This is a genomic window from Thioalkalivibrio thiocyanodenitrificans ARhD 1 (genome assembly GCF_000378965.1).
In the GTDB taxonomy this organism is placed as follows: Bacteria; Pseudomonadota; Gammaproteobacteria; order Ectothiorhodospirales; family Ectothiorhodospiraceae; genus Thioalkalivibrio_A; species Thioalkalivibrio_A thiocyanodenitrificans.
Window position 1 is genome coordinate 878,279 of sequence record NZ_KB900536.1, and the last position, 24,913, is coordinate 903,191.

24 protein-coding genes are annotated in these 24,913 nt (G+C 65.9%); 11 read left to right on the plus strand and 13 right to left on the minus strand.

What is annotated here, in order from left to right; all coding sequences use genetic code 11:
• Positions 1 to 2: 2 nt before the first annotated feature.
• Both THITHI_RS0104145 and THITHI_RS20085 read right to left on the minus strand, forming a co-directional pair.
• Complete coding sequence (locus THITHI_RS0104145; RefSeq protein WP_018231812.1) at positions 3 to 284, minus strand: CopG family transcriptional regulator; 282 nt, start codon at positions 282 to 284, stop codon at positions 3 to 5.
• Positions 259 to 546, minus strand: coding sequence for a BrnT family toxin (locus tag THITHI_RS20085; protein ID WP_083908652.1), 288 nt, complete (start codon positions 544 to 546; stop codon positions 259 to 261). The genes THITHI_RS0104145 and THITHI_RS20085 overlap by 26 nt, the downstream gene beginning before the upstream one ends.
• Positions 547 to 821: 275 nt before the next feature.
• Between THITHI_RS20085 and THITHI_RS0104155 the strand changes: the two genes are divergently transcribed.
• Positions 822 to 2,093: a phthiocerol/phthiodiolone dimycocerosyl transferase family protein gene (locus THITHI_RS0104155; RefSeq protein ID WP_018231814.1), complete on the plus strand. Its 1,272-nt coding sequence runs from the start codon at positions 822 to 824 to the stop codon at positions 2,091 to 2,093.
• Between the two features lie 48 nt (positions 2,094 to 2,141).
• Positions 2,142 to 2,540, plus strand: coding sequence for a rhodanese-like domain-containing protein (locus THITHI_RS0104160; protein ID WP_018231815.1), 399 nt, complete (start codon positions 2,142 to 2,144; stop codon positions 2,538 to 2,540).
• Positions 2,541 to 2,564: 24 nt separating this feature from the next.
• Here the strand turns inward: THITHI_RS0104160 and THITHI_RS0104165 are convergent, their stop codons facing one another.
• Together THITHI_RS0104165 and THITHI_RS0104170 are read right to left on the minus strand one after the other, a co-directional pair.
• Entirely contained in the window at positions 2,565 to 3,929 is a 1,365-nt protein-coding gene (locus THITHI_RS0104165) for an aldehyde dehydrogenase family protein (protein ID WP_026186047.1), read from the minus strand.
• Between the two features lie 173 nt (positions 3,930 to 4,102).
• A complete protein-coding gene (locus tag THITHI_RS0104170; protein WP_026186048.1) occupies positions 4,103 to 4,909 on the minus strand; it encodes an NYN domain-containing protein in 807 nt (268 codons plus the stop codon).
• A gap of 494 nt (positions 4,910 to 5,403) precedes the next feature.
• Here THITHI_RS0104170 and THITHI_RS0104175 point away from each other — a divergent pair, with 494 nt between their 5' ends.
• The 4 genes from THITHI_RS0104175 (at position 5,404) to THITHI_RS18405 (ending at position 8,711) form a co-directional block, all read left to right on the plus strand.
• Positions 5,404 to 5,829, plus strand: a complete 426-nt coding sequence (locus THITHI_RS0104175; RefSeq protein ID WP_018231818.1) for an archease — start codon at positions 5,404 to 5,406, stop codon at positions 5,827 to 5,829.
• A gap of 52 nt (positions 5,830 to 5,881) precedes the next feature.
• The gene (locus tag THITHI_RS0104180) at positions 5,882 to 7,312 is read left to right on the plus strand and encodes an RtcB family protein (protein WP_018231819.1); all 1,431 of its coding nucleotides are present in this window, start codon (positions 5,882 to 5,884) and stop codon (positions 7,310 to 7,312) included.
• A 78-nt stretch (positions 7,313 to 7,390) separates the two neighbouring features.
• Positions 7,391 to 7,717, plus strand: coding sequence for a high-potential iron-sulfur protein (locus THITHI_RS0104185; RefSeq protein ID WP_018231820.1), 327 nt, complete (start codon positions 7,391 to 7,393; stop codon positions 7,715 to 7,717).
• Between the two features lie 229 nt (positions 7,718 to 7,946).
• Positions 7,947 to 8,711, plus strand: a complete 765-nt coding sequence (locus tag THITHI_RS18405) for a hypothetical protein (RefSeq protein WP_018231821.1) — start codon at positions 7,947 to 7,949, stop codon at positions 8,709 to 8,711.
• Positions 8,712 to 8,757: 46 nt separating this feature from the next.
• Here THITHI_RS18405 and THITHI_RS0104195 read toward each other — a convergent pair whose 3' ends face one another.
• The 3 genes from THITHI_RS0104195 to wrbA all read right to left on the minus strand — a co-directional run bounded on the left by THITHI_RS0104195 (position 8,758) and on the right by wrbA (position 12,002).
• On the minus strand, positions 8,758 to 10,599 hold the full coding sequence (locus THITHI_RS0104195) for an ABCB family ABC transporter ATP-binding protein/permease (protein ID WP_018231822.1): 1,842 nt from the start codon (positions 10,597 to 10,599) through the stop codon (positions 8,758 to 8,760).
• Positions 10,596 to 11,012, minus strand: coding sequence for an alternative ribosome rescue aminoacyl-tRNA hydrolase ArfB (gene arfB, locus THITHI_RS0104200; RefSeq protein WP_026186049.1), 417 nt, complete (start codon positions 11,010 to 11,012; stop codon positions 10,596 to 10,598). The genes THITHI_RS0104195 and arfB overlap by 4 nt, the downstream gene beginning before the upstream one ends.
• A 345-nt stretch (positions 11,013 to 11,357) precedes the next feature.
• Complete coding sequence (gene wrbA / locus THITHI_RS0104205) at positions 11,358 to 12,002, minus strand: NAD(P)H:quinone oxidoreductase (protein WP_018231824.1); 645 nt, start codon at positions 12,000 to 12,002, stop codon at positions 11,358 to 11,360.
• Between the two features lie 108 nt (positions 12,003 to 12,110).
• On the opposite strand from wrbA, the gene THITHI_RS0104210 reads away from it, so the two are divergent.
• From THITHI_RS0104210 to THITHI_RS18415, 4 genes are all read left to right on the plus strand, one after another.
• A complete protein-coding gene (locus tag THITHI_RS0104210; RefSeq protein WP_018231825.1) occupies positions 12,111 to 13,013 on the plus strand; it encodes a LysR family transcriptional regulator in 903 nt (300 codons plus the stop codon).
• A gap of 186 nt (positions 13,014 to 13,199) precedes the next feature.
• On the plus strand, positions 13,200 to 13,796 hold the full coding sequence (gene lexA / locus THITHI_RS0104215; RefSeq protein WP_232199449.1) for a transcriptional repressor LexA: 597 nt from the start codon (positions 13,200 to 13,202) through the stop codon (positions 13,794 to 13,796).
• 6 nt (positions 13,797 to 13,802) lie between these two features.
• Positions 13,803 to 14,534, plus strand: coding sequence for a translesion DNA synthesis-associated protein ImuA (imuA, locus tag THITHI_RS18410; protein ID WP_018231827.1), 732 nt, complete (start codon positions 13,803 to 13,805; stop codon positions 14,532 to 14,534).
• A gap of 220 nt (positions 14,535 to 14,754) precedes the next feature.
• The gene (locus tag THITHI_RS18415; RefSeq protein ID WP_018231828.1) at positions 14,755 to 16,287 is read left to right on the plus strand and encodes a Y-family DNA polymerase; all 1,533 of its coding nucleotides are present in this window, start codon (positions 14,755 to 14,757) and stop codon (positions 16,285 to 16,287) included.
• 47 nt (positions 16,288 to 16,334) lie between these two features.
• On the opposite strand, the gene THITHI_RS0104230 is transcribed toward THITHI_RS18415, so the two are convergent.
• From THITHI_RS0104230 to THITHI_RS0104260, 6 genes are all read right to left on the minus strand, one after another.
• Positions 16,335 to 16,958 carry a DJ-1/PfpI family protein gene (locus THITHI_RS0104230; protein ID WP_018231829.1) on the minus strand — a complete coding sequence of 208 codons (624 nt, stop codon included), beginning with the start codon at positions 16,956 to 16,958 and terminating at the stop codon, positions 16,335 to 16,337.
• 235 nt (positions 16,959 to 17,193) lie between these two features.
• Positions 17,194 to 17,808: a glutathione S-transferase family protein gene (locus tag THITHI_RS0104240; protein WP_018231831.1), complete on the minus strand. Its 615-nt coding sequence runs from the start codon at positions 17,806 to 17,808 to the stop codon at positions 17,194 to 17,196.
• A 61-nt stretch (positions 17,809 to 17,869) separates the two neighbouring features.
• Positions 17,870 to 18,283, minus strand: coding sequence for a nucleoside diphosphate kinase regulator (gene rnk / locus THITHI_RS0104245; protein ID WP_018231832.1), 414 nt, complete (start codon positions 18,281 to 18,283; stop codon positions 17,870 to 17,872).
• Between the two features lie 157 nt (positions 18,284 to 18,440).
• Positions 18,441 to 19,757 (minus strand): DEAD/DEAH box helicase, encoded by a 1,317-nt coding sequence (locus THITHI_RS0104250; protein WP_026186050.1) that lies wholly within the window; start codon positions 19,755 to 19,757, stop codon positions 18,441 to 18,443.
• Positions 19,758 to 20,173: 416 nt separating this feature from the next.
• Complete coding sequence (locus THITHI_RS0104255) at positions 20,174 to 20,950, minus strand: sulfite exporter TauE/SafE family protein (RefSeq protein ID WP_018231834.1); 777 nt, start codon at positions 20,948 to 20,950, stop codon at positions 20,174 to 20,176.
• Positions 20,951 to 21,090: 140 nt separating this feature from the next.
• Entirely contained in the window at positions 21,091 to 21,540 is a 450-nt protein-coding gene (locus THITHI_RS0104260) for a YaiI/YqxD family protein (RefSeq protein ID WP_018231835.1), read from the minus strand.
• 132 nt (positions 21,541 to 21,672) lie between these two features.
• Between THITHI_RS0104260 and THITHI_RS0104265 the strand changes: the two genes are divergently transcribed.
• Complete coding sequence (locus THITHI_RS0104265; protein ID WP_018231836.1) at positions 21,673 to 24,870, plus strand: error-prone DNA polymerase; 3,198 nt, start codon at positions 21,673 to 21,675, stop codon at positions 24,868 to 24,870.
• Positions 24,871 to 24,913: the final 43 nt, after the last annotated feature.

Here is a 24,913-nt window from a genome sequence, read left to right on the forward strand (position 1 = left end):
CGTTAACGGTCAGGCGCACGCTTTTTGTGTCGGCTGGAACGTTCTGGTAGTGGTTGCTTATGGGCTTGCGTATAGGCATCCAGTAACCGGCGGATCATCTTTTGGTACTGGGTATTATGCTTTTCCGCCTCTTGCTTGAAAAACTCAACGCTTTCTTTACTCAACGCGATCGTGACCTTTACCGTCTCCTCCTTGAAAACAAGGTCTTCAGGTGCCGGCAGGAAATCCGGCACGACCTTTAATGGTCCGAGCGGTTCGTCAGTGTATTTGATTTTCGCGCTCATAAATCTGTTTACCTTTGCGCCAATAGCCGGCCCCGAATATCCGGATACGACCATGGCGGTATGTGAATCTGACAGTCAAAATGCCGCCCCCGACTTTCCCAAAGCAGTAATAAGGTTTTTCACCATGGCTATGGGACAGATCCTCCGCAATGACGCGATTCGGATCTACGAAAGCACTCTGCGCCTCAGAGAAGGCGACGCCATGCTTTGCTTGATTGACAAGATCCTTCTCCGGATCCCATTCAAAGCTCTCCGTGCTCATGACTGAATTCTAGCAGATGCCTGGCGTGATAGCCATATTTTTCTATGGCGATTTTTCTGGGCACCTGTTAGCTTGCCTGGCAACCTCTAACGACAGCCATCTCCGGTGACAACATCGCAGCGAAGCGGAGATTCTGGCATTGCGTTAGCTGTGGTAGCCTTACACGCATGCCGCCCTTATCCCTGATTCGCGGCTCTGAGCCGATCGCACCACCCGACTACCCGGTCCTCGCCGACGAGCCGGTACTGCGGCCACTCGACCCGACGGAATGGAACATGGAACGGCTCAACCGCGTGTCCAACGGGGCCGGCTGCGTCTACCAGATCGTCCGCGGTCGTGGCCCCTTGACCGAAACCCGCCTGCGCACGGCGGTCGAGGCTGTGACCCGGCGGCACCCTATGCTCAGCGCCCGCATCGTGCGTGAGCGCGACGATGACGACGCCCCGCTCCTCTACGTTCGCGGCGGCACACCGCAGGTGGCCTTCGCCGAAGTTACCGGCCTCGACGATCGCTACCTCGACATCGTCGAGGCCGACATGAACGCCGGCCCTTCACCGTGCTGGCGTACCTCTCCCTTCCGCTTTGCCTGCCTGGCAGACGCGGCGCACCCGGAGCGGTGGGTGCTGGTGCTGGCGGGCCCCCACGCACACTGCGACGGGATCAGCCTCGCTTGGCTGGCCCACGAGTTACTGGAGGCCATCGCCACGGATGAGGTCGGCGACCCCTTGCCGTTGCGATCGATCCGGATCAATCCGCTTCCCGAGCGCGAGGTCGAAACGTCTGAAGCAGCGAGCCCGCGGTTCGTTGCCCCCGAGGCCGACGTGCCCGCCGAACCGGGCCGAAGGGACCTCGTGCAGACGGGGCTCATGCAGGACCGCCTCTCGCCCGAGGCCACCCGAACCCTCGTGCGCGCGGTCAAACGCAACGGGTTGACGGTCCACGGGGCGATCGGCGCGGCTGTGCACATCGCACTCGCGGCCCGGCACGCCTCGGTCTCCGGTGAATCACCGTACGGCGTCTACCGGGCAGGCTCGCCGGTGAGCATCCGACCGCACGTCGATCCCCCTCTCGCCGACGCCGATATTCGCATGGCAGTCGACGTCGCGTTTACCGACATGGTCGTCGGCGCCGATGAGGGGTTCTGGTCGCTGGCCCGCCGCTTCGGAATGGCCGTGCGAGAGCAGATCGACAACCGGGACATTCTGCGATCGTGGAACCGTACAACGAAGAACGCCCGCGAGTTTGGCTCGACCGGCGTTCCCATCCCGCTCATCTCGAATGTGGGGCGCTCGGTTCTGCAGCCGGCCTATGGCCCTTTGGCAGTCGAAGACGTCGCGGGTGCGATGGCGACGCACGGCATGTTTCAGATCGACATGCTTTTCACGACCTTCGATGGCCAGCTCGGCGGGTGCTTCTACTTCGAAACGCCCACGGTGAGCCGAACGTCGATGACGCGATTTATGCGCCACACCATGGGCATCCTGGCCAGCCCCGAGGTGCACGAGGGCGAGCCGTCCATCGCGGCGCTTCTGGATGTAACCCAATAACCGTCCAAACAGAGGCGCCACCTGACCCTTGAACCAGATCAGGAACCCATGAGGGAGAAAATCACAAAAAGCGCTCAGGACTACATCGATGAAGCCAATGCGATTGTCCCGCGTGTCACGACCAACGAGGCGATTGAAATCCACTCAAAGGGTCGGGCGGTTTTTATTGACGTGCGCGATAGCAACAGCCTCAGAAAGACGGGAACAATCGCTGGAGCACACCACGTTCCGCGCGGGATGGTCGAACTCTCGGCCGATCCGAAGAGCGAGTACTACAAACCATTCTTCAGGAAGGACACGCAAATATGTATTGTCTGTGGCGCCGGCTTGATGGCCGCGATGGCCGGCAAGACCCTGATCGAGATGGGATATGAGAATATTATCAATGTCGGCGGGATGCGGGCATGGAAAGATGCCGGTGGCCCGGTCGACCCATTGGATTCATAGCCTGACGCAGTGCGGTCTCGTCGCTCATGCCAGCTTCCCCTCGCTTATCACCTTCACTTGAGCGAACTGGCGGTGGCCCTCGACGGAGCCGTGGTAGCCGTAGCCGCTTTCCTTCGCACCCACCCAGGGTGTACCGCTGGCGCCGAAACAACTCTTGTTGACACCGACCATGCCTGACTCAATCCGGCGCGCGACCGCGCGCGCCGCCTCGGGACTGCCGAATACCGAGCCGCCCAGCCCCAGCGGGTTGTCGTTCGCCAGCCGGACTGCTTCCTCCGCGCTCCCGACGCGCTGAATCGCCAGCACCGGCCCGAACGTCTCGTCGCGCATGATCGTCATCGATTCGTCGCATTTGCCGAGCACGGTGGGAACCACGAAGCGGGCCGGATGATCCGTGCCACCGGCGAGGACCGTGGCGCCTTGCTTGATTGCATCCTCGATCTGGCCGATCACGTGCAACCGCTGCCGCTCGTTGATCATCGGCCCCATTTCGGCGGATTCGTCGTCCCACGGGCCATAGCGGATGTTCCCGACAAGCTCCGCCACGCGCTGCTCGAATGCCTCGGCAATGGAGTCGTGGACGTACACGCGCTCGCTGGAGACGCACATCTGCCCGCCGTTCTCGTAGCCATTCTCCACCGCGCATTGCGCAGCCGCCTCGATATCCGCATCCGGCAGAACGATGAACGGATCCTTGCCGCCCAATTCGAGGATGACGCGCTTCAACTTATCCGCAGCGCTGCCGAGGATGTGCTTGCCGGCAGTGCGCGAACCCGTGAACGCGATCAGGCCCACGTCCGCCTTCACCAGCGCGCGGCCTTGCTCGTCGGCCCCGTGAACGATCTGCAGCACCTCCGCGGGCAGAAACTCATTCAGCGTGTCGACATACGCCTGCGCGATCAATGGTGTTTCCTCCGACGGTTTCAGGACCACCGCGTTGCCCGCCACCAACGCCGGCAATACCAGCCACTGCGGCATCGACATCGGGTAATTCCACGGGCTGATCGCCGCGCAGACTCCGAAGGGTTCGTAGTAGAGGGTCGAACGTGTGTTGTCGTCCTCGAGCGTGCGCGGCTGCAACGCGCCGACCATCTCGTCAAGCTTGCCCAGGATGCTCTCGCTGCAGAACCGGACCTCGCCGATGCCGTACTTCAACGGCTTGCCCATCTCGCGACTAAGCAGGTGCCCCAGTTCCTCGGCACGCTCGTCGAGCCGATCCGCCGCGCGCCCAAGCAGTTGGGCCCGATCCTCCAGGGATTGGTCACGCCAGCCGAGCGCCGCGCGGTGCGCACGAACGACGGTCTCGCCGATATCTTCCGGGCTGCTCACCGCAACCTCACCAACGACTTCCCCGTTGGCAGGGTTGAAGGACTTCAGCATTTCACTCATCAGTATTTCTCTCATCAGTGGAGTCCGAGGTCACAGGAGTTCAGGGTCCGAGTGACGTAGGGGCTTGACCAACCACTGAGTTTCTACTCTGACCCCGAATATCCTGACGTAGAAGTCACCGGCGCTGCGCGGCTTTATCGCGTAGTGTCCGTGTGGACTGCCGGGTTAGAAACCTATTTCGCACGAAGATACAGAACCTTTTGTGTTGATCCTGCTGATTGTCGTTCTTCAGTTACAAAGAGTTCTGTCTTGGCCTTGACAAGGTCGGAGAGCTTCTTGTAACCGTAAAGTCTGGAATCAAAGTCTGGCTGCAACTTGGTGAGATAGCTTCCGAAGGTGCCCAAATGCGCCCATCCAGAGTCGTCACTTGACTGTTCAAGTGCGGCGAGCACAAATTTCTTGGGAAACTTCTGTTTTGGTTCCGCGACCACAGCCGTAAATTGAGGTGAAGTGGTCTTCTGATCATTCTTGGCCTTCTTCGCGAATGCGGTGGGGTCGTCTGCTGAGTTTGGACGAAGAACCTCCGTGAACACAAACTTGTGGCAGGCGTTGCGAAACGCATCTGGTGTTTTCTTCTCGCCAAAGCCGAGAACAGTGAGCCCCTCTTCACGTAAGCGCATCGCAAGACCAGTGAAATCACTGTCGCTCGTAATCAGACAAAACCCATCGAATTGTCGCGTATAGAGCAAATCCATCGCATCAATGATCAGCGTGCTATCCGTGGCATTCTTTCCAGTTGTATATGCAAACTGCTGAACGGGTTTGATAGCGTACTGTTGAAGCACTTTCCTCCATGAAGAGCTTGTCGGGACCGTGAAGTCACCGTATATGCGCTTTACAGTTGCCTCTCCGAACCGTGCTATTTCCGCAAGTAGTCCTTCGATAACGGAAGCTTGTGCATTGTCGGCGTCGATGAGAACTGCTAACCGGCGGGTTGGTTCTTCGGCTTCATTTCTTTCGACCAATCGAGAGGATTTCAAGATGGCTCCTGTTTTCTAACTTATAAGCATTTATCCGCCGTGCGCAGCATGGTGGATAAATGTCTGTTGGACTAAGCCGCCCTTCAGACTGGCACGGAACGATCTATAGGGAAATGTATTGCGCGCAGCGGTCGCGACGTGCTGCGCTGGGCACCGGCGCGGGCGGAAATGACGTCCGGCGGGGTCTCATCAGCCATACTCTTGCTCCCTGTGGCATGTGAGTTATGGCCATTCTCGCGCCATTTTGGTGCAAGATCCAGCGTCAGGACGCACGACGCCGCATCCCCTCGCGGGGCCGTCGATGGTGACTGCCTTTTACCGTGTGCTGCAGGGTTTGCTCATGATGGTGCCTCTGGTGGCCTCCAGGGCTGGCGGCGCTGTCGGCACTTGGCGCATGGATAGCCGGCGTCGCCGTGAACAGCAACCCTGGGTGACATACGAGCATGACAGATCTATCGTTGTGCAATCCGCTCTGCTGGCAGGCACACCCACCCATGTCCACCCTCCCCCACTGGCAGCACTTCCCCCACGAGGCCGACATGGGCGTGCGCGGCCATGGCGAGACTCTCGCGGCGGCCTTCGAGCAGGCGGGGCTGGCGCTCACCGCCGTGATCACCGACCTGGACGGGGTGGAACCCCGGGAACCCGTGGAAATCCGCTGCCAGGCCCCGGACCCGGAGATTCTGCTCTATGATTTTCTGAACAGCCTCGTGTACGAGATCGCCGTCGGCGGACGCCTGTTCTCGCGGTTTGAGGTGGAGATCAACGGTGAACACCTCAGCGCCCGGACCTGGGGCGAGCCGGTGGACGTGGGCCGCCACCAGCCGGCGGTGGAGGTCAAGGGCGCGACATTTACCCAGCTCCGGGTGCAGCAGCAGCCGGACGGGCACTGGATCGCGCAATGTGTGTTGGACATCTGAGAGCCCTGTCCCCTCGCGCAGACGCCATTCCTGAATTCAGAGGCATCACCCCATGGACCCGAATCGCTTCACCCGACTCTCCGACACCGCCTGGCAGCTTGAGCCCACCGGCAGGATGCGCGTGCCGGCGATCCTGTATGCCACCGAGGCGCTGCTGAAGGAGATGGACGACAAGGTGGCCGAGCAGGCGAGCAACGTCGCTACCCTGCCCGGCATCGTGCAGGCCAGTTATGCCATGCCCGACGCCCACTGGGGCTACGGCTTTCCCATCGGCGGCGTGGCGGCGTTCGACGCCGACGAAGGGGGTGTGGTGTCCGCCGGAGGCGTGGGCTTTGACGTCTCGTGCGGCGTGCGCACCCTGCACACGGGGCTGACCCGTGAAGCCATCGAGAAGATCAAGCCCGCCCTGGCCGACGCGCTGTTCGAGACGGTCCCCGCCGGCCTGGGCAGCACCGGGCGCATCCACCTTCAGGACCACCAGATGACCGAGATGCTCGCCGGCGGCGCCGCCTGGGCGGTGGAACAGGGCTACGGGGAGGCCGCCGACCTGGAACGCATCGAGGAGCACGGCCGCATGTCGGGCGCCGATCCCTCCGCCGTTTCGGAACAGGCGCGCAAGCGCCAGAGAAACGAGATGGGGACGCTCGGCTCCGGCAACCATTATCTGGAGGTGCAGCACGTCACCGAGATCTACGATCCCGCGGTGGCCGATGCCTTCGGCCTGGCCGGCGGTCAGATCATGGTGAGCATCCACTGCGGCTCCCGCGGCCTCGGCCACCAGATCGGCACCGAGTTCCTGCGCGAGATGGCGGTGTCCGCCGCCCGCCACGGCATCGATCTGCCGGACCGGGAACTGGCCTGCGCCCCCATACGCTCGGAACTGGGGGAGCGTTACCTGGGCGCCATGCGCTCGGCCATCAACTGCGCGCTCGCCAACCGGCAGATCATCACCCACCTCACCCGCACGGTGTTCGCGCGGGTGCTGCCCGAGGCGCGTCTGGACCTGCTCTACGACGTCTCCCACAACACCTGCAAGGTGGAGACGCACCGCATCGATGGGGAGCCGCGCCAGCTCTACGTGCACCGCAAGGGCGCTACCCGCGCCTTCGGCCCCGGCCATCCGGACCTGCCCGAGGCCCTGCGCCCGGTGGGTCAGCCAGTGCTGATCGGCGGTTCCATGGGCACCGCCTCCTACATCCTGGCGGGCACCAACGAGGGCGAGGCCCTGTCCTTCAATTCCGCCTGCCACGGCGCCGGGCGCGCCATGAGCCGCCACGCGGCCACCCGTCAATGGCGCGGCCGCGCCCTGGTCGATGAACTGGCCGCCCGAGGCATCCTGATCCGAAGCCCCAGCCTGCGCGGCGTGGCCGAGGAGGCGCCGGGGGCCTACAAGGACGTGAGCGCGGTGGTGCAGGCCACCCACGACGCGGGGCTCGCCCGGATCGTGGCGCGGGTGGAGCCTGTGATCTGTATCAAAGGCTGACCGTGTGGCTTTGAAGCGCATTTCCGGCCTTTGTTAGGGTGGATGGCGGAACCAACTTTATCCGAGAGGAGGATCGCCATGCATGATCGCGAAACGAACCTCACACGCCGCCGACTGCTGCGCGCAGGTGTCGCCGGATTGGTGGCCGCGCCCGCGGTGCCGTTGATCTTCAGCCCCGCCCTGGCCGATGAACGCCTGAGCGAGGACGATGCCCAGGCCCGGGCGCTGCATTACCGCCACGACGCGGCGGATGTGGAACATGCGGATTACGAGGAAGGCCAGACCTGCGCCAACTGCCAGCTCTACACGGACGCCGACGCCGAGGACTGGGGCCCCTGCTCCGCGTTCCCGGGCCGCCTGGTATCGGCCAACGGCTGGTGCACCGCGTGGGTACCCCGCGGCTGAATCATCCCGAACATCTCACAGGCCGGTGCTGACCCGAACGTCACGCCGGCCTTTCCTGTGGTTCGTCGTCTATAACCTGCATGCGGCCCCGATGCCGCCCGGTTTACCGCGGCGTGAAGTCGTCCCCGCCCTTGCCTGTACGCGGCGGCAGGATGGACAATGCCACGGAAGGATCCCGGTACGGGCACGACCGCCCCTAGCTCCCGAGGATGACCCTGGACCGCACGCCATGTTCCTGCCGCCCTTTAATGTCAGCCATCTTCACGAAACCTTCGCCCAGGTATCGGGGGATGTGGTCGAGGCCTATGAAGACCTGGCCGATCCCGGTGCGGATGAACAGCAGACCCCGGTCATGCTGGTGGAGGCCATGGAACAACTGCTGGAGGTGCTCAGGCGCATCGAGGAGAAACAGGGGGATGTTCCCGGCGCGTCGGACGACGCCTCCCCCCTGGACGAACGTGAAATGAGCGAACTGGGGGACTTCGGCATCCAGATCCTCGACGAACTGGCGACCCATGCCGTCCGGCTGGGTCTCGAAGCGCACGCCGAAGTCCTGTCCGACCTCACCTTCCCCCTGGCCGTGTGGGTGGTGCGCGCCGGCGGTGATCTCCGCATCCTGCAACCGGTGGTGACCGCCGTCTCAGATCTGGCCAACAAGGCGCGGGACCCGGCCCTGCTCGAGGAACTGTTCCGCGTCACCGCCGAGATCGTGGAACACGTGGACGAACAGCTTAAACAGGACGAGGAGAAGACCGACCCGATGCGGCCGTGGCGGATCCTGCTGCTCAATTTCGGCATCATCGCCACGCGCAGTCATCAGCCCGCGATGATGGAACACGCCTTCGATACCCTGATTCAGTACCTCCCGGAAGAGGCCCCGGAGTTCTTCCGCCAGGGGATGGAGCAGATGGAGGCCCTGAACTATCCCCAGCACGTGCGCGAGGTGGTGGAACGCTACCACGACGAATGGGGCCGCCCGCGTACCATTCACTGATCCGGCGCGAAGCCGGCGCGGGAGGACGTGTCCGCCTCCCCTGCGCTCAATCGCGAATGCCCGCGCCCCGGGTATCCGCCACCGTCTCGCCGAAGCCGGCGGAGTCGCTGATGCGCTCCTGCTGCTGGTGCGTCCAAAGTTGCGCATAGGTGCCGCCGGCGGCCAGCAGCGCGGCATGGTCGCCCTGCTCCACGATGCGGCCCTGGTCCAGCACGATGATGCGATCCGCATCCACGATGGTGGACAGCCGGTGGGCGATGGCCAGCGTGGTGCGGCGCTCCGCCACCTCGTTCAGGGCCTCCAGGATCACCTTCTCGCCGTGGGAATCCAGTGACGACGTGGCCTCGTCCAGCACCAGGATCGGCGGATCCTTCAGCAGCACGCGGGCGATGGCGATGCGCTGCTTCTCGCCCCCCGAGACCTTCAGCCCGCGTTCCCCCACCTGGGTTTCCAGACCCCGGGGCAGCGATGCGATGAAACCGTCCAGGTGGGCCATGCGCACGGCCCGCTCGATCTCCTCGTCCGTGGCGTCCGGACGGCCGTAGGCGATGTTGTAGCGAATGGTGTCGTTGAACAGCACCGTGTCCTGGGGCACGACGCCGATGGCCCGGCGCAGGCTGTGCTGGGTGACCGAGCGGATGTCCTGCCCGTTGATGGTGATGCGCCCGTCCGTGACATCGTAGAAACGGAACAGCAGCCGGGCGATGGTGGATTTGCCTGCCCCGCTCGGCCCCACGATGGCCAGTTTCTGCCCGGCGGGTATCTCGAAGCTCAGGTCCCGGAGGATGGGACGGTCCTCCGTGTAGGCGTAATGCACGTGTTCGAAGCGGATGGTGCCGCCGTCGGGCCGCAGTTCGGGCGCGTCCGGGGCATCGACGACCCTGGCGGGCTGGTACATGAGTTTGAACAGGCGCTCGATATTGACCAGCGCCTCGCGGATCTCCCGGTACACGAACCCCAGGAAGTTGAGCGGCATGAAGAGCTGGATCATGTAGGCGTTGACCATGACCAGGTCGCCCAGCGTCATCCGGCCCGCCGCCACCTGCTGGGCCGCCATGACCATCATCACCGTGATGGAGCCGGCGATGATGAGCGCCTGACCGGAGTTCAGGCCCGCCAGGGAGAGGCGATTCTTCATGCGCGCCTCTTCCCACGCCTCCAGGTTCCGGTCGTATTCCCGGGCCTCGTAGGCCTCGTTGCCGAAGTACTTCACCGTCTCGTAGTTGAGCAGGCTGTCCACGGCCCGGGTGTTGGAGCGGTTGTCCATCAGGTTGCTTTCGCGCACGAAGCGGTTGCGCCACTCCGTGACGTAGATGGAGAACACCGCGTAGACCGCCACCGCCGCCAGCACCGTGAGCGCGAAGCTGGCATCGAAGGCCACCAGCATGATGACGGTGATCATGCCGATCTCCAGCAGCGTCGGCACGATATTGAACAGCATGAAGCGCAGCAGGAAGCTGATGCCGGTGGTGCCGCGTTCGATGTCCCGGGCGAGCCCGCCGGTCTGGCGCGCGAGGTGAAAGCCCAGGTCCAACTGGTGAAGATGCTCGAACACGCGCAGGGAGACACGGCGCATGGCCCGTTCCGCCACGCGTGCGAAGACCGCGTCGCGCAACTCGCCGAAGAACACCGCGGTGAAGCGCAGCGCCCCGTAACCGAGCAGCAGGGCCAGCGGCACCGCCACCATGGCCTCTTCCGGGGATTCGAAATGATCCACGATGAACTTGAGAGCCACCGGCACGGTGACGCCGGCCAGCTTGGCCAGCGCCAGGAAACCCAGCGCCAGGAACACCCGGCCCCGGAATTCCATGAGAAACGGAATGAGGCTCAGGATGATGCGCCAGTTGACCGGCCCGCCCCGGTATTCGCTATCCCTGCGTGTTCTCACTGCAGGTCCACCTTGCCGCGCAACTCCTTGGTCCGGCCCCGGCGGGTCTTGCTGTCCATGCGCCTGCGTTTCGCGCTCAGGCTCGGCCGGGTGGGCTTGCGGGCCTTGGGCACCGCCGCGACGCTGCGAATCAGTTCCGCCAGCCGCCGCAATGCATCCTCGCGGTTGCCCTCCTGTGTCCGGAAGCGCTGCGCCTTGATGACCACCACGCCGTCGCCGGTGATGCGCCGGTCACGCAGTTTCAGGAGTCGGGTCTTGTAGAAATCCGGCAGGGAGGAACCGGGGATGTCGAAGCGCAGGTGGATCGCGCTCGCCACCTTGTTCACGTTCTGCCCGCCCGCACCCTGGGCGCGGATCGCCGTGATCTCGATTTCGTGATCGGGGATGGACACCTTGTTGGAAATGCTGAGCATGGGCTGGCGTGCGGCTTCGGGCAGCACACAGTCTAGCAAGAAGCCTCCCCGCATGGGTCCGCTGCGCTTGACCCATCCTACAGGAGCCGTCACCCGCCACCGGTGCCAGACGGTAGGATGGGCAAAGCGAAGCGTGCCCATGCGGACACCGGAGTAAGGGAGCCCGCAGCCCCGTCCGGGGTCGGGTGGGTGGCCGCCATCGCACCGTCACCTGTCGGCGTTGTGCCTCTCCCGCATGGGTCCGCTGCGCTTGACCCATCCTACTACAGGAGTCATCGTCCACCACCGGCGCCGGAATGTAGGATGGGCAAAGCGAAGCGTGCCCATGCGGACAGCGGCGACAAGTCACGCCCGACGCTTCTCGGCCTCCTGCCATTCCTGCCTGCCGAGCTGCTGCGCCCGTGCCGTCTCGGCCACGTGGCGGCCCTGGGAACGGGCCATGGCCAGCTCGTTCTCGGAAGGCTGGCGGCTGCCGTCGCCCCCGGAAAGCGTCGTGGCGCCGTAGGGGGTTCCTCCGCTGATCTCATCCAGGCTCAGCTGTCGCTTCTCCGTGTAGGGCAGGCCCACCACGGTCATGCCCAGGTGCATGAGATTGACGATGGTGGAGACCAGCGTGGTCTCCTGTCCGCCGTGCTGGCTGGCGGTGGAAGCGAACACGCTGCCCACCTTGCCCACCAGCTTGTCGTGCAACCATAGCTGACCGGTCTGATCCAGAAAGTTGGCCATCTGCGCGGCCATCCGGCCATAACGGGTGGGCGTGCCGATGACGATCGCGTCGTAGTCCGCCAGCTCGGCGGGCTCGGCAACGGGTGCCGCCTGGTCCAGTCTGGCGCCGGCGCGTTTCGCCACTTCCTCGGGCATCAGTTCGGGGACGCGCTTGATGACCGCCTCGGCCCCCGGCACCTCGCGCACGCCGTCGGCCACGGCCTGGGCCATCTGTTCCACGTGGCCCCAGGTGGAGTAATAAAGGACGAGAATCCGGGTGTTCATGTATGCCTCCGATTGGCTGAAATGGGATCTTCGGTACAGCCTAAAGGTTGCGTTTTACAGAAATAAGGGCACAGAATCGAAATCAGTGTTCGTAAATTTGGTACGTTTATGAAACTGGAAGGGATTCGAACCTTCGTGACGATCGTGGAGGCGGGCTCCATCACCGGGGCGGCGCGCAGGCTGGGCGTGGCCAAGTCGGTGGTCAGCCACCGGCTCTCGGAACTGGAGGACGCGGTGGACGCGCGCCTGATCCAGCGTTCATCGCGCCGTTTGTCGCTCACCGACCAGGGCGCCACGTTCCACCGTTTCTGCACGCGCATGCTGGGGGAACTGGACGAGGCCGTCTCCCTCATCGCGGAAAAGGGCCACGAACTGTGCGGCCCGCTGCGGGTGGCCGCCCCCATGAGTTTTGGCCTGCTGCACCTGGGGCCTGCCCTGTTTGCCTTTCTCGCCGGGCATCCCGGCATCCAGCTGGATCTGGATCTCAACGACCGGATGGTGGATCTGGTGGGGGAAGGCTATGACATGGCCATTCGCATCGGACAGCTGCCGGACTCCAGCCTGGTGGCGCGCCGCCTGGTCTCCAGCCGTTCCCTGCTGGTGGCCAGTCCCGACTATGCCCGCGCACAGGGATTGCCGCGCCGCGTGGAGGACCTGGCCGGGCATCGCGGCATCCTCTACTCCAACGTACACCCCAATGACCAACTGCGCTTCAAGCGCGGCGGCGGATTCGTCACCGGGCATTTCGGGACATCCATGCAGGTCAACAACGGCGACATCATGCGCGATGCCGCCATCGCCGGCCTCGGCCTCGCCGTGATCCCGGATTTCATCGTCTGGCAGGCAGTCGCTGACGGACGTCTGCAGGTGGTGCCCCTGGACGGCTCCCTGCCGGAGGTGGGCATCTACGCGGTATTCCCCCAGACCCGCCACCTGCCCGCCAAGGTGCGGGCCCTGGTGGATCACCTGGCGGAGACCTTCGGGGATCCACCCTATTGGCAGGGGGAATGAGGGGGAGGCGACAGGTACATTACCCCTTACCCCTTACCCCTTACCCCTTACCCCTCACGCCTCACGCCTCACGCCTCACGCCTCACCCCTATCGCCTATCCCCTCACGCCTCACCCGAACTTGCCCCGCCCCCGAATCCGGACTACTGTAATTAAATACAGTCTCCTTCATCCGGACGCGCCCATGATCCCCCTCACCCCCCGACAGGCCGAGATCCTGCAATTCATCCGCAACGCCCTGGGCGAGAGCGGGATGCCGCCCACCCGGGAGGAGATCATGCGGGCCTTCGGCTTCAGCTCCCCCAATGCCGCCCAGGCGCACCTGCAGGCCCTGGCCCGCAAGGGGGCCATCGAACTGCGCGCCGGCACCTCACGGGGCATCCGGCTGCGTGACGGTGGGGGGCTGCCCCTGGTGGGCCGGGTGGCGGCCGGCCGGCCCATCCTGGCGGAGCAGCACATCGAGGACCATTACAGCCTGGATCCCCGCCTGTTCTCCCCGGCACCGGACTACCTGCTGCGGGTGCACGGCCAGAGCATGCGGGACGCGGGCATCCTGGACGGGGATCTGCTGGCGGTGCACCGCACGCCGGAGGCACGCAACGGCCAGATCGTGGTGGCGCGCCTCGAGGACGAGGTGACCGTGAAGCGCTTTCGCCGCCGGGGCAACCGGATCACCCTGCTGCCGGAGAACCCGGAGTTCGAGCCCATCGTGGTGGACCTGCGCCGTGAGCCGCTGGTGATCGAGGGCATCGGCGTGGGCGTGATCCGCAACCGGCCGAAATGAGCGGGCATGAAACCGCACTCCGACACCCGGGATGCCTGCGCCGCGCCCGACGACGAAACCCTGGACGCCCTGCTCCGCCGCACCGACCTCTGGCGCGGCCGCACGCCCCTGCCCGGCGGCGGCGACCTGCCCACCGGCCACCCGGCCCTGGATACCTGCCTGGGCGGCGGCTGGCCCCGGGGCGCCCTGGTGGAACTGCTCACCGATCAGGAAGGCATCGGCGCGGTTTCCCTGCTGCTGCCGCTGCTTGCGGCGCAGACCGCGGCGGGCCGTCATGTTGCCCTCGTGGCCCCGCCGCACATCCCCTATGCCCCGGCGCTCGCCGGGGCCGGTATCGCACTGGATCGGGTCCTGGTGATCGGGGCGCAGAACGACCCGGAGATACTCTGGTCTCTGGAACAGGCCCTGGGCAGCGGTGCCTGCGGCGCGGCGCTGGCCTGGCCGGACCGTGCGGACACACGCGCCCTGCGGCGCCTGCAACTGGCGGCGGAACGGGGCCGCGCCACCGGTTTTCTCTACCGGGCAACCCGCGAGGCCGGACAGGCCTCCCCCGCCGCGGTGCGCCTGCACCTTTCGCCGACGGAGGCGGGACTCGCCGTACAAGTGCTCAAGCGCCGGCGCGGCTGGGGCGGCTCCGTGGTGGTGGTGCCGCATCATGAACAGAACCCCGGTCGCGGCGGGGGCGGCTCGGCGATGGCGGTGCCGCATCATAAACAGAACCCCCGTAGGTTGGGGTGAGCCGTGCGAACCCCAACAGGACAGGATCATGCACCCGCCGTCCTGTTGGGCTTCGCTCCGCTCAGCCCAACCTACGACTGCTGTGACTGCTTTATTGCCACAGAGGTCACAGAGGGCACAGAGAAAAAAGCCAACAGGATTGTAGATACTCCGTACCCGTCCTTGGCGGTTCGCTTTAAGGCCCCTTAATTCGCGTTCATTTGCGGCCCCTTCGAAACACATGAAATCTCCCGCACAGACACGACAACACACCCTGCCGGGCCTCGACCCGGTCCCGGCCCGGATCGCCGCGTCCGCCGATCCGCTGCTGCCCCGTGCCCGGCCGGGGCCCGATACCCTGTGGCTGGCGCTGCACTTTCCCCATCTGGCCCTGGATCTGATCGCCCGGGAAGGCATGGCGCCCGTCCCGCTGGTGGTCTGCAATACCCCGCGGGGCCGCCCGGAAGTGCATGCCGCCAGCCGTGCGGCACGGCGGGCGGGCATCCGCCCGGGCATGCCCCTGGGTGCCGCCCTGGGCCTGTGCGCGGATCTGCGCGTGCGGCAGCGGGATGCGGCGGCGGAACACGCCGCCCTGGAGACCCTGGCCGCATGGGGGCTGCAGTACACGGATCACGTGGTGGTGGAAGACGGCCACGTGCTGCTGCTGGAGGTGGGCCGGAGCCTGCGGCTGTTCGGCGGCCTGGAACACCTTCGCCGGCGCATCCTCGATGATCTGGCCGCGCTGGGCCATCACGCCCGTGCCGGTCTGGCCGTCACGCCGCTGGGCGCCCGCCTGCTGGCCCGGCTCGGCATCACGGCACCGGCGCGGGACACCGATGCCCTGACGGCCCTGATCCGGGAACTGCCGGTGGAGGCCCTGGAATGGCCCGCGGCCACCGTGCAGCGGCTTCGCGGCATGGGCGTCACCCGGCTCGGTGCCCTGTGGCGCCTGCCCCGGGACGGCCTGGCCCGGCGCCTGGGTGCGTGGCTGCCTGTCCATCTGGATCGCCTGACGGGACGCCGACCGGACCCCCGGCCCCGCTTCGCGCCACCGCCCCGCTTCGAGAGCCGGCTGTGGCTGCCCGCGGAGATGGCCGACCGGTCGATGCTGCGCCTTCCCCTGCACCGGCTGCTGCGGGAACTGGCGGGCGTGCTGCGCGGGCGCGGCGCGGCGGTGCAGTCCCTGGTATTGCAGTTGCTCCATGCCCGTCACCCGGCCACGGCCCTGACCCTGGGCCTGGCGGCCCCCGGCCGCGATCCGGATCATCTGCTGGGCCTGTGCATGGAACGCCTGTCCCGGCAGGTTCCGGCGGCGGCGGTGACCGGCATGGTGCTGCGTGCCGACATCTTCCTGCCCCTGCCTCACCGGGACACCGCCCTGCTGCCGGATGCCGGGACGGACACGGATGCCTGGCAGGCCCTGCTGGACAGGCTTCGCGCACGGCTGGGCCGGGCGGCGGTGTGGAGTCTTGCCGTGTGCGACGATCATCGTCCCGAACGGGCCTGGAGACGCACGGACCCGGCCGATTCAGCACCGGGAGGTGTTTCTCCCCCCCAATATGGTCCGCGCCCCCTGTGGTTGCTTGAACATCCCCTGCCCTGCCCGCCTTCCCTTCGCCGCGTGCACGGCCCGGAACGCATCGAAACCGGCTGGTGGGACGGCGCCGGAGAACGCCGTGACTACTACATCGCCGAAGACCGCTACGGCGTACGCTGGTGGCTCTACCGCGAACACGGCACAGACTCGGTTTGCTTGTGCGGGGTGTTCGGGTGAAATTCAGAAAACAGAACCTCGACGCAGAGGCGCAAAGCTTTTGACCTTCAAAAAACAACCCGCCGCCGATTGTCCGAAGGCCACGGGTACTCCATATTGCGGGCGGCATTGAGGGCCACCTCGTCCCCGTGCTGCCGGGCCACCAGTTTCAGCGCCAGATCGATGCCCGCGGAGATGCCGGCGGAACTGATGATGCTGCCGTCCTCCACCACGTGCAGGTCCTCGTGCACACGCACGTCCGGAAAGCGCTCCTTCATGAACGCCAGCGAGCGCCAGTGGGTGGTGGCCTCGCGGCCGTCCAGCAGTCCGGCGGAGGCCAGCAGCAGGGACCCGGTGCATACCGAGGCCAGGGTCTTCACCCGTGTCGACTGTTCCCGCAGCCAATCGAGCAATTGCGCGTCCTCCAGCAGCGCCCTCACCCCCCAGCCGCCGGGCACCACCAGGATCTCCTGGGGCGGCGCATCGGCCAGCGTATGGGTAGGCAGCACCCGCATGCCGCCGGAGGTGGTGACGGGTTCCGCCGTGGCCGCCAGCAGGCTCACCCGGTAGGGGGATTCGGTCTCGCGCCGGCGCGCCTCGTCCAGGCGCGTGGTGACGAACACCTCGTAGGGACCGCAGAAGTCCAGCACCTCCACGTTCTCGAAGATCAGGATACCGACCCGGGTATTCATGAGGCCTCCGGAGGCAGAATGGAAACGACAGGATACAAGATACGGGGCGCATCCTGACGCGGCATATGCGGGGCGCGGCTTCCACCCCCGGAAACGCGCGGGCCGCGGTGTGTCAGAACCATCCCGGCATCGTGGTGAGCAATACCATCCTGCCGGTGGTGCCCCGCGTCTAACTGATCGTCAGCGGCACCGCAGAACCCACCGGGGCCTGACTGACGGGCAGCCCATCGCCCGCTCATCCCCGGCCGGGCAGCGGCACGTAGCCCGGCAGGGCCTCGATGTCCTCGAACCAGCGGCGGATGGACGGGTACGGCGAGAGATCGATATCCGCATCCGTCGCCAGCGCCGTGTAGGGATAGCAGGCGATGTCGGCGATGGTGGGATGGTCCGTGCTGGCCAGCCAGCGATGCCCGGACAGCCGGCCTTCGAGCACCGACATGGCCACCCGGGCGAACTCCCGACACTCCTCCATCCGGCCGTTCTCGGCGAAGGGCGTGGGCAGCCTGAGCGCGATGGCCCGGGCGCGGGCGGAACCGTAGCGGCCTTCGTTCTGTTCCAGGGCCAGCCATTGCATCACGCCCGCCATGGCGGCCGGCTCAAGAGGCAGCCAGTTCTCGCCGCCGTACCTGCGGGCAAGGTAGACGAGGATGGCCGTGGAATCCCAAAGTACCTGCTCGCCATCCTTGAGCACCGGCACCTGGCCGCGCGGATTGAGCTGCAGAAATGCCTCCGATTCCAGTTCGCCGCCGGCCATGTCGACGGTCCTGCGCTCGTAGCCCATCTGCAGCAGTGCCAGCAGCAGGCGGATCTTGTAGCAGTTACCGGAGCGCTCGAAATCGTAGAGAATCATGGCAACCTCCCGGGCAGTCTTTTCCGTCACTATCCCGTGTTCACCCGGCATTGGCAATCGCCTAGCGATGGAACTCGCCGGCCGCCTCGGGCTGGTAGAGGATATCGATGATGCGCACCGTCATGTCCCCGTCCCGGGGCGAGGGCCAGTCGATGCTGTCGCCCACCGAGAGGCCCAGCAGCGCGCTGCCGATGGGGGCCAGCACGGAGATTTTTTCGGGGCTGCCGTCCGCCCCCGAGGGATACACCAGCGTGCGTTCGAACATCTTGCCCTCCGGTTCCATGCGGAAGCGCACCGTGGAGTTCATAGTCACCAATCCGGCCGGCACCTTGTCGGGTTCCACCACGTTGGCGCGATTGAGTTCATCCACGAGGGCCTGTTGGGCCTGAAGCGCTTCCCTCGGCAGTTCGTCGAGCAATTCCTCGAGGCGCTGCATGTCCAGGGACGACACGGTAATTGCGGGTTTCTGCGTCATGGGTCTACCTCCGGCCCGTATACAAACGAACTGCGGCCCGCGCAAGCGCGGGCCGCAGAGACTCAAGAAAAACATGCTGGTTCACGTCCGACTTGCGGATGGCTTACCTGCCTTTATGGCACAGCCCGTGCCTGAAGGCAAAGTGCCGTCGATCCTGTCAGACCCGGTTGCCCCTGGAGGCGCCGCTACGGCCCTGCCCCTGCCGGCGGCCACCCGGGCGCGGTCCCTTGGAAGGACCGCCGCGCGGCGGCCCCTTTCGGGCACCATTGCCCGGACGGGCGCCGCTCGGGCGCGGATTGCGCGGGCTGTCGTTGGCCGGCCGGCTGGGTGCGGCGAAGCCTTCGGTCTGGATACGCTCGATGGGACGACGGATCAGGCGCTCGATCCCCGACAGCAGACGCAACTCCTCCCCGTCCACCAGCGACAGGGCGGCGCCCGAGGTGCCGGCACGGCCGGTGCGCCCGATGCGGTGCACGTAGTCCTCGGGCACGTGGGGCAGTTCGAAGTTCACCACCTGCGGCAGCTGGTCGATATCCAGACCGCGCGCGGCGATGTCAGTGGCCACCAGCACGGGAATACGACCGGACTTGAACTGGTGCAGCGCCTTGGTGCGCGCCGCCTGGGTCTTGTTGCCGTGAATGGCGGCGGCCGGAATACCGTCCTTGGAGAGCTTCTCCGCCAGCTTGTTGGCGCCGTGCTTGGTACGGGTGAACACCAGCACCTGCTGCCAGCGGTTCTCCTTGATCAGGTGACTGAGCAGGTCGCGCTTCTGGTGAGTTTCCACCAGGTGCACATGCTGCTGCACCAGCTCGGAGGCGGTGTTGCGCGCCGCCACTTCCACCCGGACGGGATCGTTCAGCATGCCGTCCGCCAGGCGGCGGATGTCATCGGAGAAGGTGGCGGAGAACAGCAGGCTCTGCCGCGTGGCGGGCAGCAGCTTCAGGATGCGCCGGATGTCGTTGATGAACCCCATGTCCAGCATCCGGTCCGCCTCGTCCAGCACCAGGATTTCGATGCAGGAGAGATCCACCGTCTTCTGGCCCACGTGATCCAGCAGGCGGCCCGGCGTGGCCACAACGATGTCGATCTGGCCGCGCAATGCCCGGAACTGGGGATTGATGTTCACACCCCCGAAGACGGACGTGGCGCGAAGGCTCAGGTGCTTGCCGTAAGTCTCCACCGATTCGTGGACCTGGGCGGCCAGTTCCCGGGTGGGGGTCAGCACCAGGCAGCGCGGTCGGCCCGAACCGGGACGGGCCGCGGCACGGGTGGACAGCAACTGCAGGATCGGCACGGTGAAACCGGCGGTCTTGCCGGTACCGGTCTGGGCGGCAGCCAGCAGGTCACGTCCCTCGAGGATCCGGGGGATGGCCTGGGTCTGAATCGGCGTGGGCGATTCATAGCCGGAGTCGGAAAGTGCACGCAAAAGGGGATCGGCCAACCCGAGGTCGGCAAAACGGGAAACTGAAGACATTCAGGAAAACTCCAACGGCGACCCGCCACTCCAAACCGGAGAGGCGCCCATCTGGGAAGACGAAATCAGGTGGAAAGGATCAGATGAACGGACGCTGACGGGCGGGACGTTCGGTGAGGCGCACTATACAGGAGAAAGGAGGGGTTGGGAAATGCGAAGTGGGAATTGGGAAGTGGGAAGTGGGAAGTGGGAAGTGGGAAGGAAATTCATTTCTCCCTGTCCCTCAGGGACCAATCCGCCGGGAGCGGCTTTGAACAGGCGACAGGTCGAGCCGAAGGGTCAAGGGCCGGGCGCCAGGAACAGAAGAACGGCGTGAGGGTGGTTATGTTCCCCCTTCCCACTTCACCTCGCACTTCCCAATTCCCATTTCGCACTTCATCCTCTCACTGCCCAATTCCCACGTCGCACTTCACTTCTCACTTCCCAATTCCAACGTCCCAGTTCAACAGGAACTGCACCACCAGCGTCGCACTCAGGACCCACAGCACACCGCGCAGCCAGCCGCGGTAGGCGTCCGCCGTCACCCGTTCGCGCACCCACATGCCGGCGCGCAGGCCGGCCAGCGCCACGATCACCACGGGGACCGAGAGCAGCAGCAGACTCGAACCGAGCATGCCGGCAACGCCGAAGGTTGCCGCCTGCGCGCTTTTGCCCAACAGGAAGGAGAGGTTCATGGACTGGACCACCACCAGCGGCGCCACACGCAGCTCCAGGAAGTAGATCATCAGCACCGGGCCGCCCACGTTCACCGTGCCGCCGAGCAGCCCGGCGGCCAGTCCCGCCGCGCTGCCGCTCGTCCCCGGGTGGCGCCGGATCACCCCGAAGTCGAGGCGCTTGATCTGATCGCTCAGCAGATAGAGCACGAGGGTGAGTGCGAGCAGCAGGCGAAAGGGGTTGGGATCCAGCCGCACCAGCAGCAGGGTGCCGAGTACCGAACCCACCAGCATCCACGCGGCCACGTACCAGTAACGTCCCAGGCTCTCGCCCCAGTTGCCTCCCCGGAGCATGCTCCAGAGGTTCACGGCGATGTTGGGCGCAAGCGTGAGCAGGATGGCGGTTTTCACGTCGGTGACCAGCGCCACCAGCGGCGTGGCGATGATCGGAAAACCGAGCCCGAATATCCCGTGGACCAGGCCCGCGATCACCGCCACGATGATCACGACAAGGATCTCGGTCAGGCTGTAGGCATCCAAGGGAGCATCCCGGATCTGTGCTGGTGGACGCCATCATAGCAGCACGGCATCCACGTCTGACCCGTGACGGGGACCGGGAATACCGGTTCATGTCAAGACGGCGGGCGACCGGGTGAAGTGCGTTGCACGGGCGCCCGCCGTCATCGGGGGCGCGACGTCAGGAACCGGTCCAACTGATTGGCGAAGGCCTGGCGATCCTTCTGGCTCAGGGTCGAAGGGCCGCCCGTGTTGATGCCGCTCGCTCGCAGGGTATCCATGAAGTCGCGCATCCCGAGCCGCTCGCGGATCGTGTCCCGCGTGTAGCGTTCGCCTCGCGGATTGAGCGCATGTCCACCCTTCTCGATTACTTCCCAGGCCAGCGGGATATCGGCGGTGATGACCAGGTCACCCGGCGAAAGCCGGCGCACGATCTCGTTGTCCGCCACGTCGATGCCGGGGGATACCTGCAGGGCGCGCACCCATTGGGACCGGGGCGTCTGCACGGGACTGTTGGCCACCAGGACCACCGGCACCCGCACCCGCTCGGCCGCCCTGAACAGGATCTCCTTGATCACCTTGGGGCAGGCGTCGGCATCTACCCAGATCTGCATCGTTGAGGTGTCCTCCCGTGAGCGCGAAGCCTGCAGGGTACGGTATTTTCCGGAATGAGGGGCGACCCGGCTTGCGGAACAGACAGTGAACTGTATATAAATACAGTATCCGCATTCAGCCCTCCGCCTGCCATGCCTCCCGACTACGCCGAACTCCACTGCCTCTCCAATTTCAGTTTCCTGCGCGGGGCCTCGCACCCGGAGGAACTGGTGGCCCGGGCCGCCGAACTGGGCTACCGGGCGCTGGCCCTCACCGACGAGTGTTCGCTCGCCGGCGTGGTGCGTGCCCACCAGGCGGCCAAGGAACACGGCCTGCACCTCATCATCGGCACCGAGGTACGCCTGTCCACCGTAGGTTGGGGTGAGCGCAGCGAACCCCAACAAATGGATGCGGATCGTGCAACGGATGTTGGGGTTCGCTGCGCTCACCCCAACCTACGGGTGCCAGGGGGATGCGCCGAGGATGCGCTGCATCTGGTGCTGCTGGCGGAAAACCTCGAGGGCTACGAAAACCTCTCCCAACTGATCACCACCGGCCGGCGCAACGCCGCCAAGGGCAGCTATCACCTGACCCGGGATGCCCTGGCCCGCCACGCCCGCGGCCTGCTGACCCTGTGGCTCCCGCCCCCCCATTCAACCTTCAACCTTCATCCTTCATCCTTCCTGCAAGGCATCTTCCCCGGCCGCGCCTGGATCGCCGTCGCCCTGCACCGGGACGGCCGGGACGCGGCGTGGCGTACCGCACTGGAAGCGTTATCGGAACGCACCGGACTGCCGCTCGCGGCCACCGGCGTGGTGCACATGCACCTGCGCGAACGCCGCGCGCTGCAGGATGTGCTCACCGCCATCCGCCACTGCGTTCCCCTGTCGGCGGCAGGCGCGCGGCTGTTCCCCAACGGCGAACGCCATCTGCGTCCCCGAGAAGACCTGGCGCGCCTGTACCGACCCGAATGGATGGCCGAGGCCGTGGCCATCGCCGGGCGCTGCCGCTTCTCCCTGGACGAACTGCGCTACACCTACCCGGTGGACGATGTGCCGCCGGGGGATACGGCCATGGACCATCTCACGCGCCTCACGCGGGAGGGCATGGCCGCGCGCTGGCCGGGAGGCGCGCCGCAAAAGGTCCGGGACCTGGTGGCCCATGAACTGGCCATCATCGGCGGGATGGACTACGCCCCCTACTTTCTCACCGTGTACGACATCGTGCGCTTTGCCCGCGGGCGGGGGATCCTCTGCCAGGGCCGCGGCTCGGCGGCCAACTCCGCCGTGTGCTACTGCCTCGGCGTCACCGCCGTGGACCCTTCCCGCTCGGAGATGCTGTTCGAGCGCTTCGTGTCGAAGGAACGCAACGAGCCGCCGGACATCGACGTGGACTTCGAGCACGAGCGGCGCGAGGAGGTGATGCAGTACATCTACGGCAAATACGGCCGTGAGCGTGCCGCACTGGCCGCGACGCTGATCACCTATCGCCGGCGCAGCGCCATCCGCGACGTGGGCAAGGCCCTGGGGCTCTCGGTGGACCAGGTCACCCGCCTGTCCGGCAACCTCGCCTGGTGGGCACCCGGGGTGGCGGCGGAGTGCATCCGCGAGGCGGGCCTGGACCCGGACAGCCCGGTGCTTCGGCGCCTGGTGGCGCTGGTTGAGCAACTGGTGGGCTTCCCCCGGCATCTGTCCCAGCACGTGGGCGGTTTCGTCATCGCCCGGGACGTGCTCTCGAAGCTGGTGCCCATCGAGAATGCCGCCATGGCCGAGCGCACCGTGATCCAGTGGGACAAGGACGACCTGGACGCACTCGGCCTGCTCAAGATCGACGTGCTGGCGCTGGGCATGCTCTCCGCCGTGCACCGCGCCTTCGACCTGATCCACGGCTACCGGGATGTACGGCTGGACATGGCGACCGTGCCCGCCGAGGACCCGGCCACCTACGAGATGATCTCCCGGGGCGACACGGTGGGCGTGTTCCAGATCGAGTCCCGGGCGCAGATGAGCATGCTGCCGCGCCTGAAACCCCGCTGCTTCTACGATCTCGTCATCGAGATCGCCATCGTGCGCCCCGGCCCCATCCAGGGTCAGATGGTGCATCCCTACCTGCGCCGCCGCCAGGGGCTCGATCCGGTGAGCTATCCGAGCGAGGCGGTGCGCGGCGTGCTGGAGCGCACACTTGGCGTACCCATCTTCCAGGAGCAGGTGATCAAGCTGGCCATGGTGGCGGCGGGCTTCTCCGCTGGCGAGGCGGACGGCCTGCGCCGGGCCATCGGCGCCTGGCGGCGCAAGGGCACCCTGCATCTGTTCCGGGAACGGCTGCTCAGGGGCATGGCCGAGCGGGGATATCCACAGGACTTCGCCGAGCAGATCTACCAGCAGATCCTGGGCTTCGGGGAATACGGCTTTCCGGAATCCCATTCCGCCAGCTTCGCGCTCATCGCCTACGTCTCCGCCTGGCTCAAGCGCCACGAACCCGCCGCCTTCACCGCCGCACTGCTCAACAGCCAGCCCATGGGCTTCTACGGCCCCTCGCAACTGGTGCAGGACGCCCGGCGCCACGGGGTGACGGTGCTGCCGGTGGATGTGTGCGAAAGCAGCCGGGACTGCACCCTGGAAGCGCCCCGGTTCAATGGCGATCAGCCGCCCCTGCGCCTTGGCCTGCGGCTCGTTCAGGGACTGGGCGAAGCTGTGGCGGAACGCATCGCGGCGGCCCGGGATGAGTGCGCGTTTGCCAACGTGAACGATCTGGCCCGACGGGCGACACTGGATACCCGGCAGCTGGACATCCTGGCGGATGCCGGGGCCCTGAAATCGCTTGCCGGCCACCGGCATCGTGCCCGCTGGGCGGCCCTGGGGGTGGAGGCGCCCCTGCCCCTGCTCACGGATGCCGCGCCCGCCGAGGCGGACCCCCTGCTGCCGGCGCCGGGCGCGGGCGAGGACTGCGTGGCCGACTACCGCGCCACGGGACTGACCCTGGGCGACCATCCCCTGGCCCTGCTGCGCGGGCGGCTGCGCCGCGCGGGCGGACTCACGGCCAGGGAGCTGGGGACGCGTCCCCATGGACGTCATGTGCGTTACATCGGTCTGGTCATCACCCGCCAGCATCCGGCCTCCGCCAATGGCACGGTCTTTCTCACCCTGGAGGACGAGACCGGCACCGTGAACGCCATCGTCTGGCCCGGTCTGGTGGATCGCTATCGCCGGGAGGTGATCATGGGGCGGCTGCTGGAGATCCGCGGGGAGCTGCAGCACGTGGAAGGGGTCATGCACCTGGTGGCCCGCCGGCTGGAGGACCGCAGTGGATGGCTGGGGCGGTTGGTGACGCCGTCCAGGGATTTCTGTTGAAATCCGTCCCGCACGGGTTTCGCCCGCGAACCCCCGGAGGGTA

What these genes read in the sequence shown, in the direction of transcription:
- THITHI_RS0104145 (WP_018231812.1), bottom strand. Translation starts at nt 284, where the DNA reads ATGAGCGCGAAAATCAAATACACTGACGAACCGCTCGGACCATTAAAG.
- THITHI_RS20085 (WP_083908652.1), bottom strand. Translation starts at nt 546, where the DNA reads ATGAGCACGGAGAGCTTTGAATGGGATCCGGAGAAGGATCTTGTCAAT.
- THITHI_RS0104155 (WP_018231814.1), top strand. Translation starts at nt 822, where the DNA reads ATGGAACGGCTCAACCGCGTGTCCAACGGGGCCGGCTGCGTCTACCAG.
- THITHI_RS0104160 (WP_018231815.1), top strand. Translation starts at nt 2,142, where the DNA reads ATGAGGGAGAAAATCACAAAAAGCGCTCAGGACTACATCGATGAAGCC.
- THITHI_RS0104165 (WP_026186047.1), bottom strand. Translation starts at nt 3,929, where the DNA reads ATGAGTGAAATGCTGAAGTCCTTCAACCCTGCCAACGGGGAAGTCGTT.
- THITHI_RS0104175 (WP_018231818.1), top strand. Translation starts at nt 5,404, where the DNA reads ATGTCCACCCTCCCCCACTGGCAGCACTTCCCCCACGAGGCCGACATG.
- THITHI_RS0104180 (WP_018231819.1), top strand. Translation starts at nt 5,882, where the DNA reads ATGGACCCGAATCGCTTCACCCGACTCTCCGACACCGCCTGGCAGCTT.
- THITHI_RS0104185 (WP_018231820.1), top strand. Translation starts at nt 7,391, where the DNA reads ATGCATGATCGCGAAACGAACCTCACACGCCGCCGACTGCTGCGCGCA.
- THITHI_RS18405 (WP_018231821.1), top strand. Translation starts at nt 7,947, where the DNA reads ATGTTCCTGCCGCCCTTTAATGTCAGCCATCTTCACGAAACCTTCGCC.
- arfB (WP_026186049.1), bottom strand. Translation starts at nt 11,012, where the DNA reads ATGCTCAGCATTTCCAACAAGGTGTCCATCCCCGATCACGAAATCGAG.
- wrbA (WP_018231824.1), bottom strand. Translation starts at nt 12,002, where the DNA reads ATGAACACCCGGATTCTCGTCCTTTATTACTCCACCTGGGGCCACGTG.
- THITHI_RS0104210 (WP_018231825.1), top strand. Translation starts at nt 12,111, where the DNA reads ATGAAACTGGAAGGGATTCGAACCTTCGTGACGATCGTGGAGGCGGGC.
- imuA (WP_018231827.1), top strand. Translation starts at nt 13,803, where the DNA reads ATGAAACCGCACTCCGACACCCGGGATGCCTGCGCCGCGCCCGACGAC.
- THITHI_RS18415 (WP_018231828.1), top strand. Translation starts at nt 14,755, where the DNA reads ATGAAATCTCCCGCACAGACACGACAACACACCCTGCCGGGCCTCGAC.
- THITHI_RS0104230 (WP_018231829.1), bottom strand. Translation starts at nt 16,958, where the DNA reads ATGAATACCCGGGTCGGTATCCTGATCTTCGAGAACGTGGAGGTGCTG.
- THITHI_RS0104240 (WP_018231831.1), bottom strand. Translation starts at nt 17,808, where the DNA reads ATGATTCTCTACGATTTCGAGCGCTCCGGTAACTGCTACAAGATCCGC.
- rnk (WP_018231832.1), bottom strand. Translation starts at nt 18,283, where the DNA reads ATGACGCAGAAACCCGCAATTACCGTGTCGTCCCTGGACATGCAGCGC.
- THITHI_RS0104250 (WP_026186050.1), bottom strand. Translation starts at nt 19,757, where the DNA reads ATGTCTTCAGTTTCCCGTTTTGCCGACCTCGGGTTGGCCGATCCCCTT.
- THITHI_RS0104260 (WP_018231835.1), bottom strand. Translation starts at nt 21,540, where the DNA reads ATGCAGATCTGGGTAGATGCCGACGCCTGCCCCAAGGTGATCAAGGAG.
- THITHI_RS0104265 (WP_018231836.1), top strand. Translation starts at nt 21,673, where the DNA reads ATGCCTCCCGACTACGCCGAACTCCACTGCCTCTCCAATTTCAGTTTC.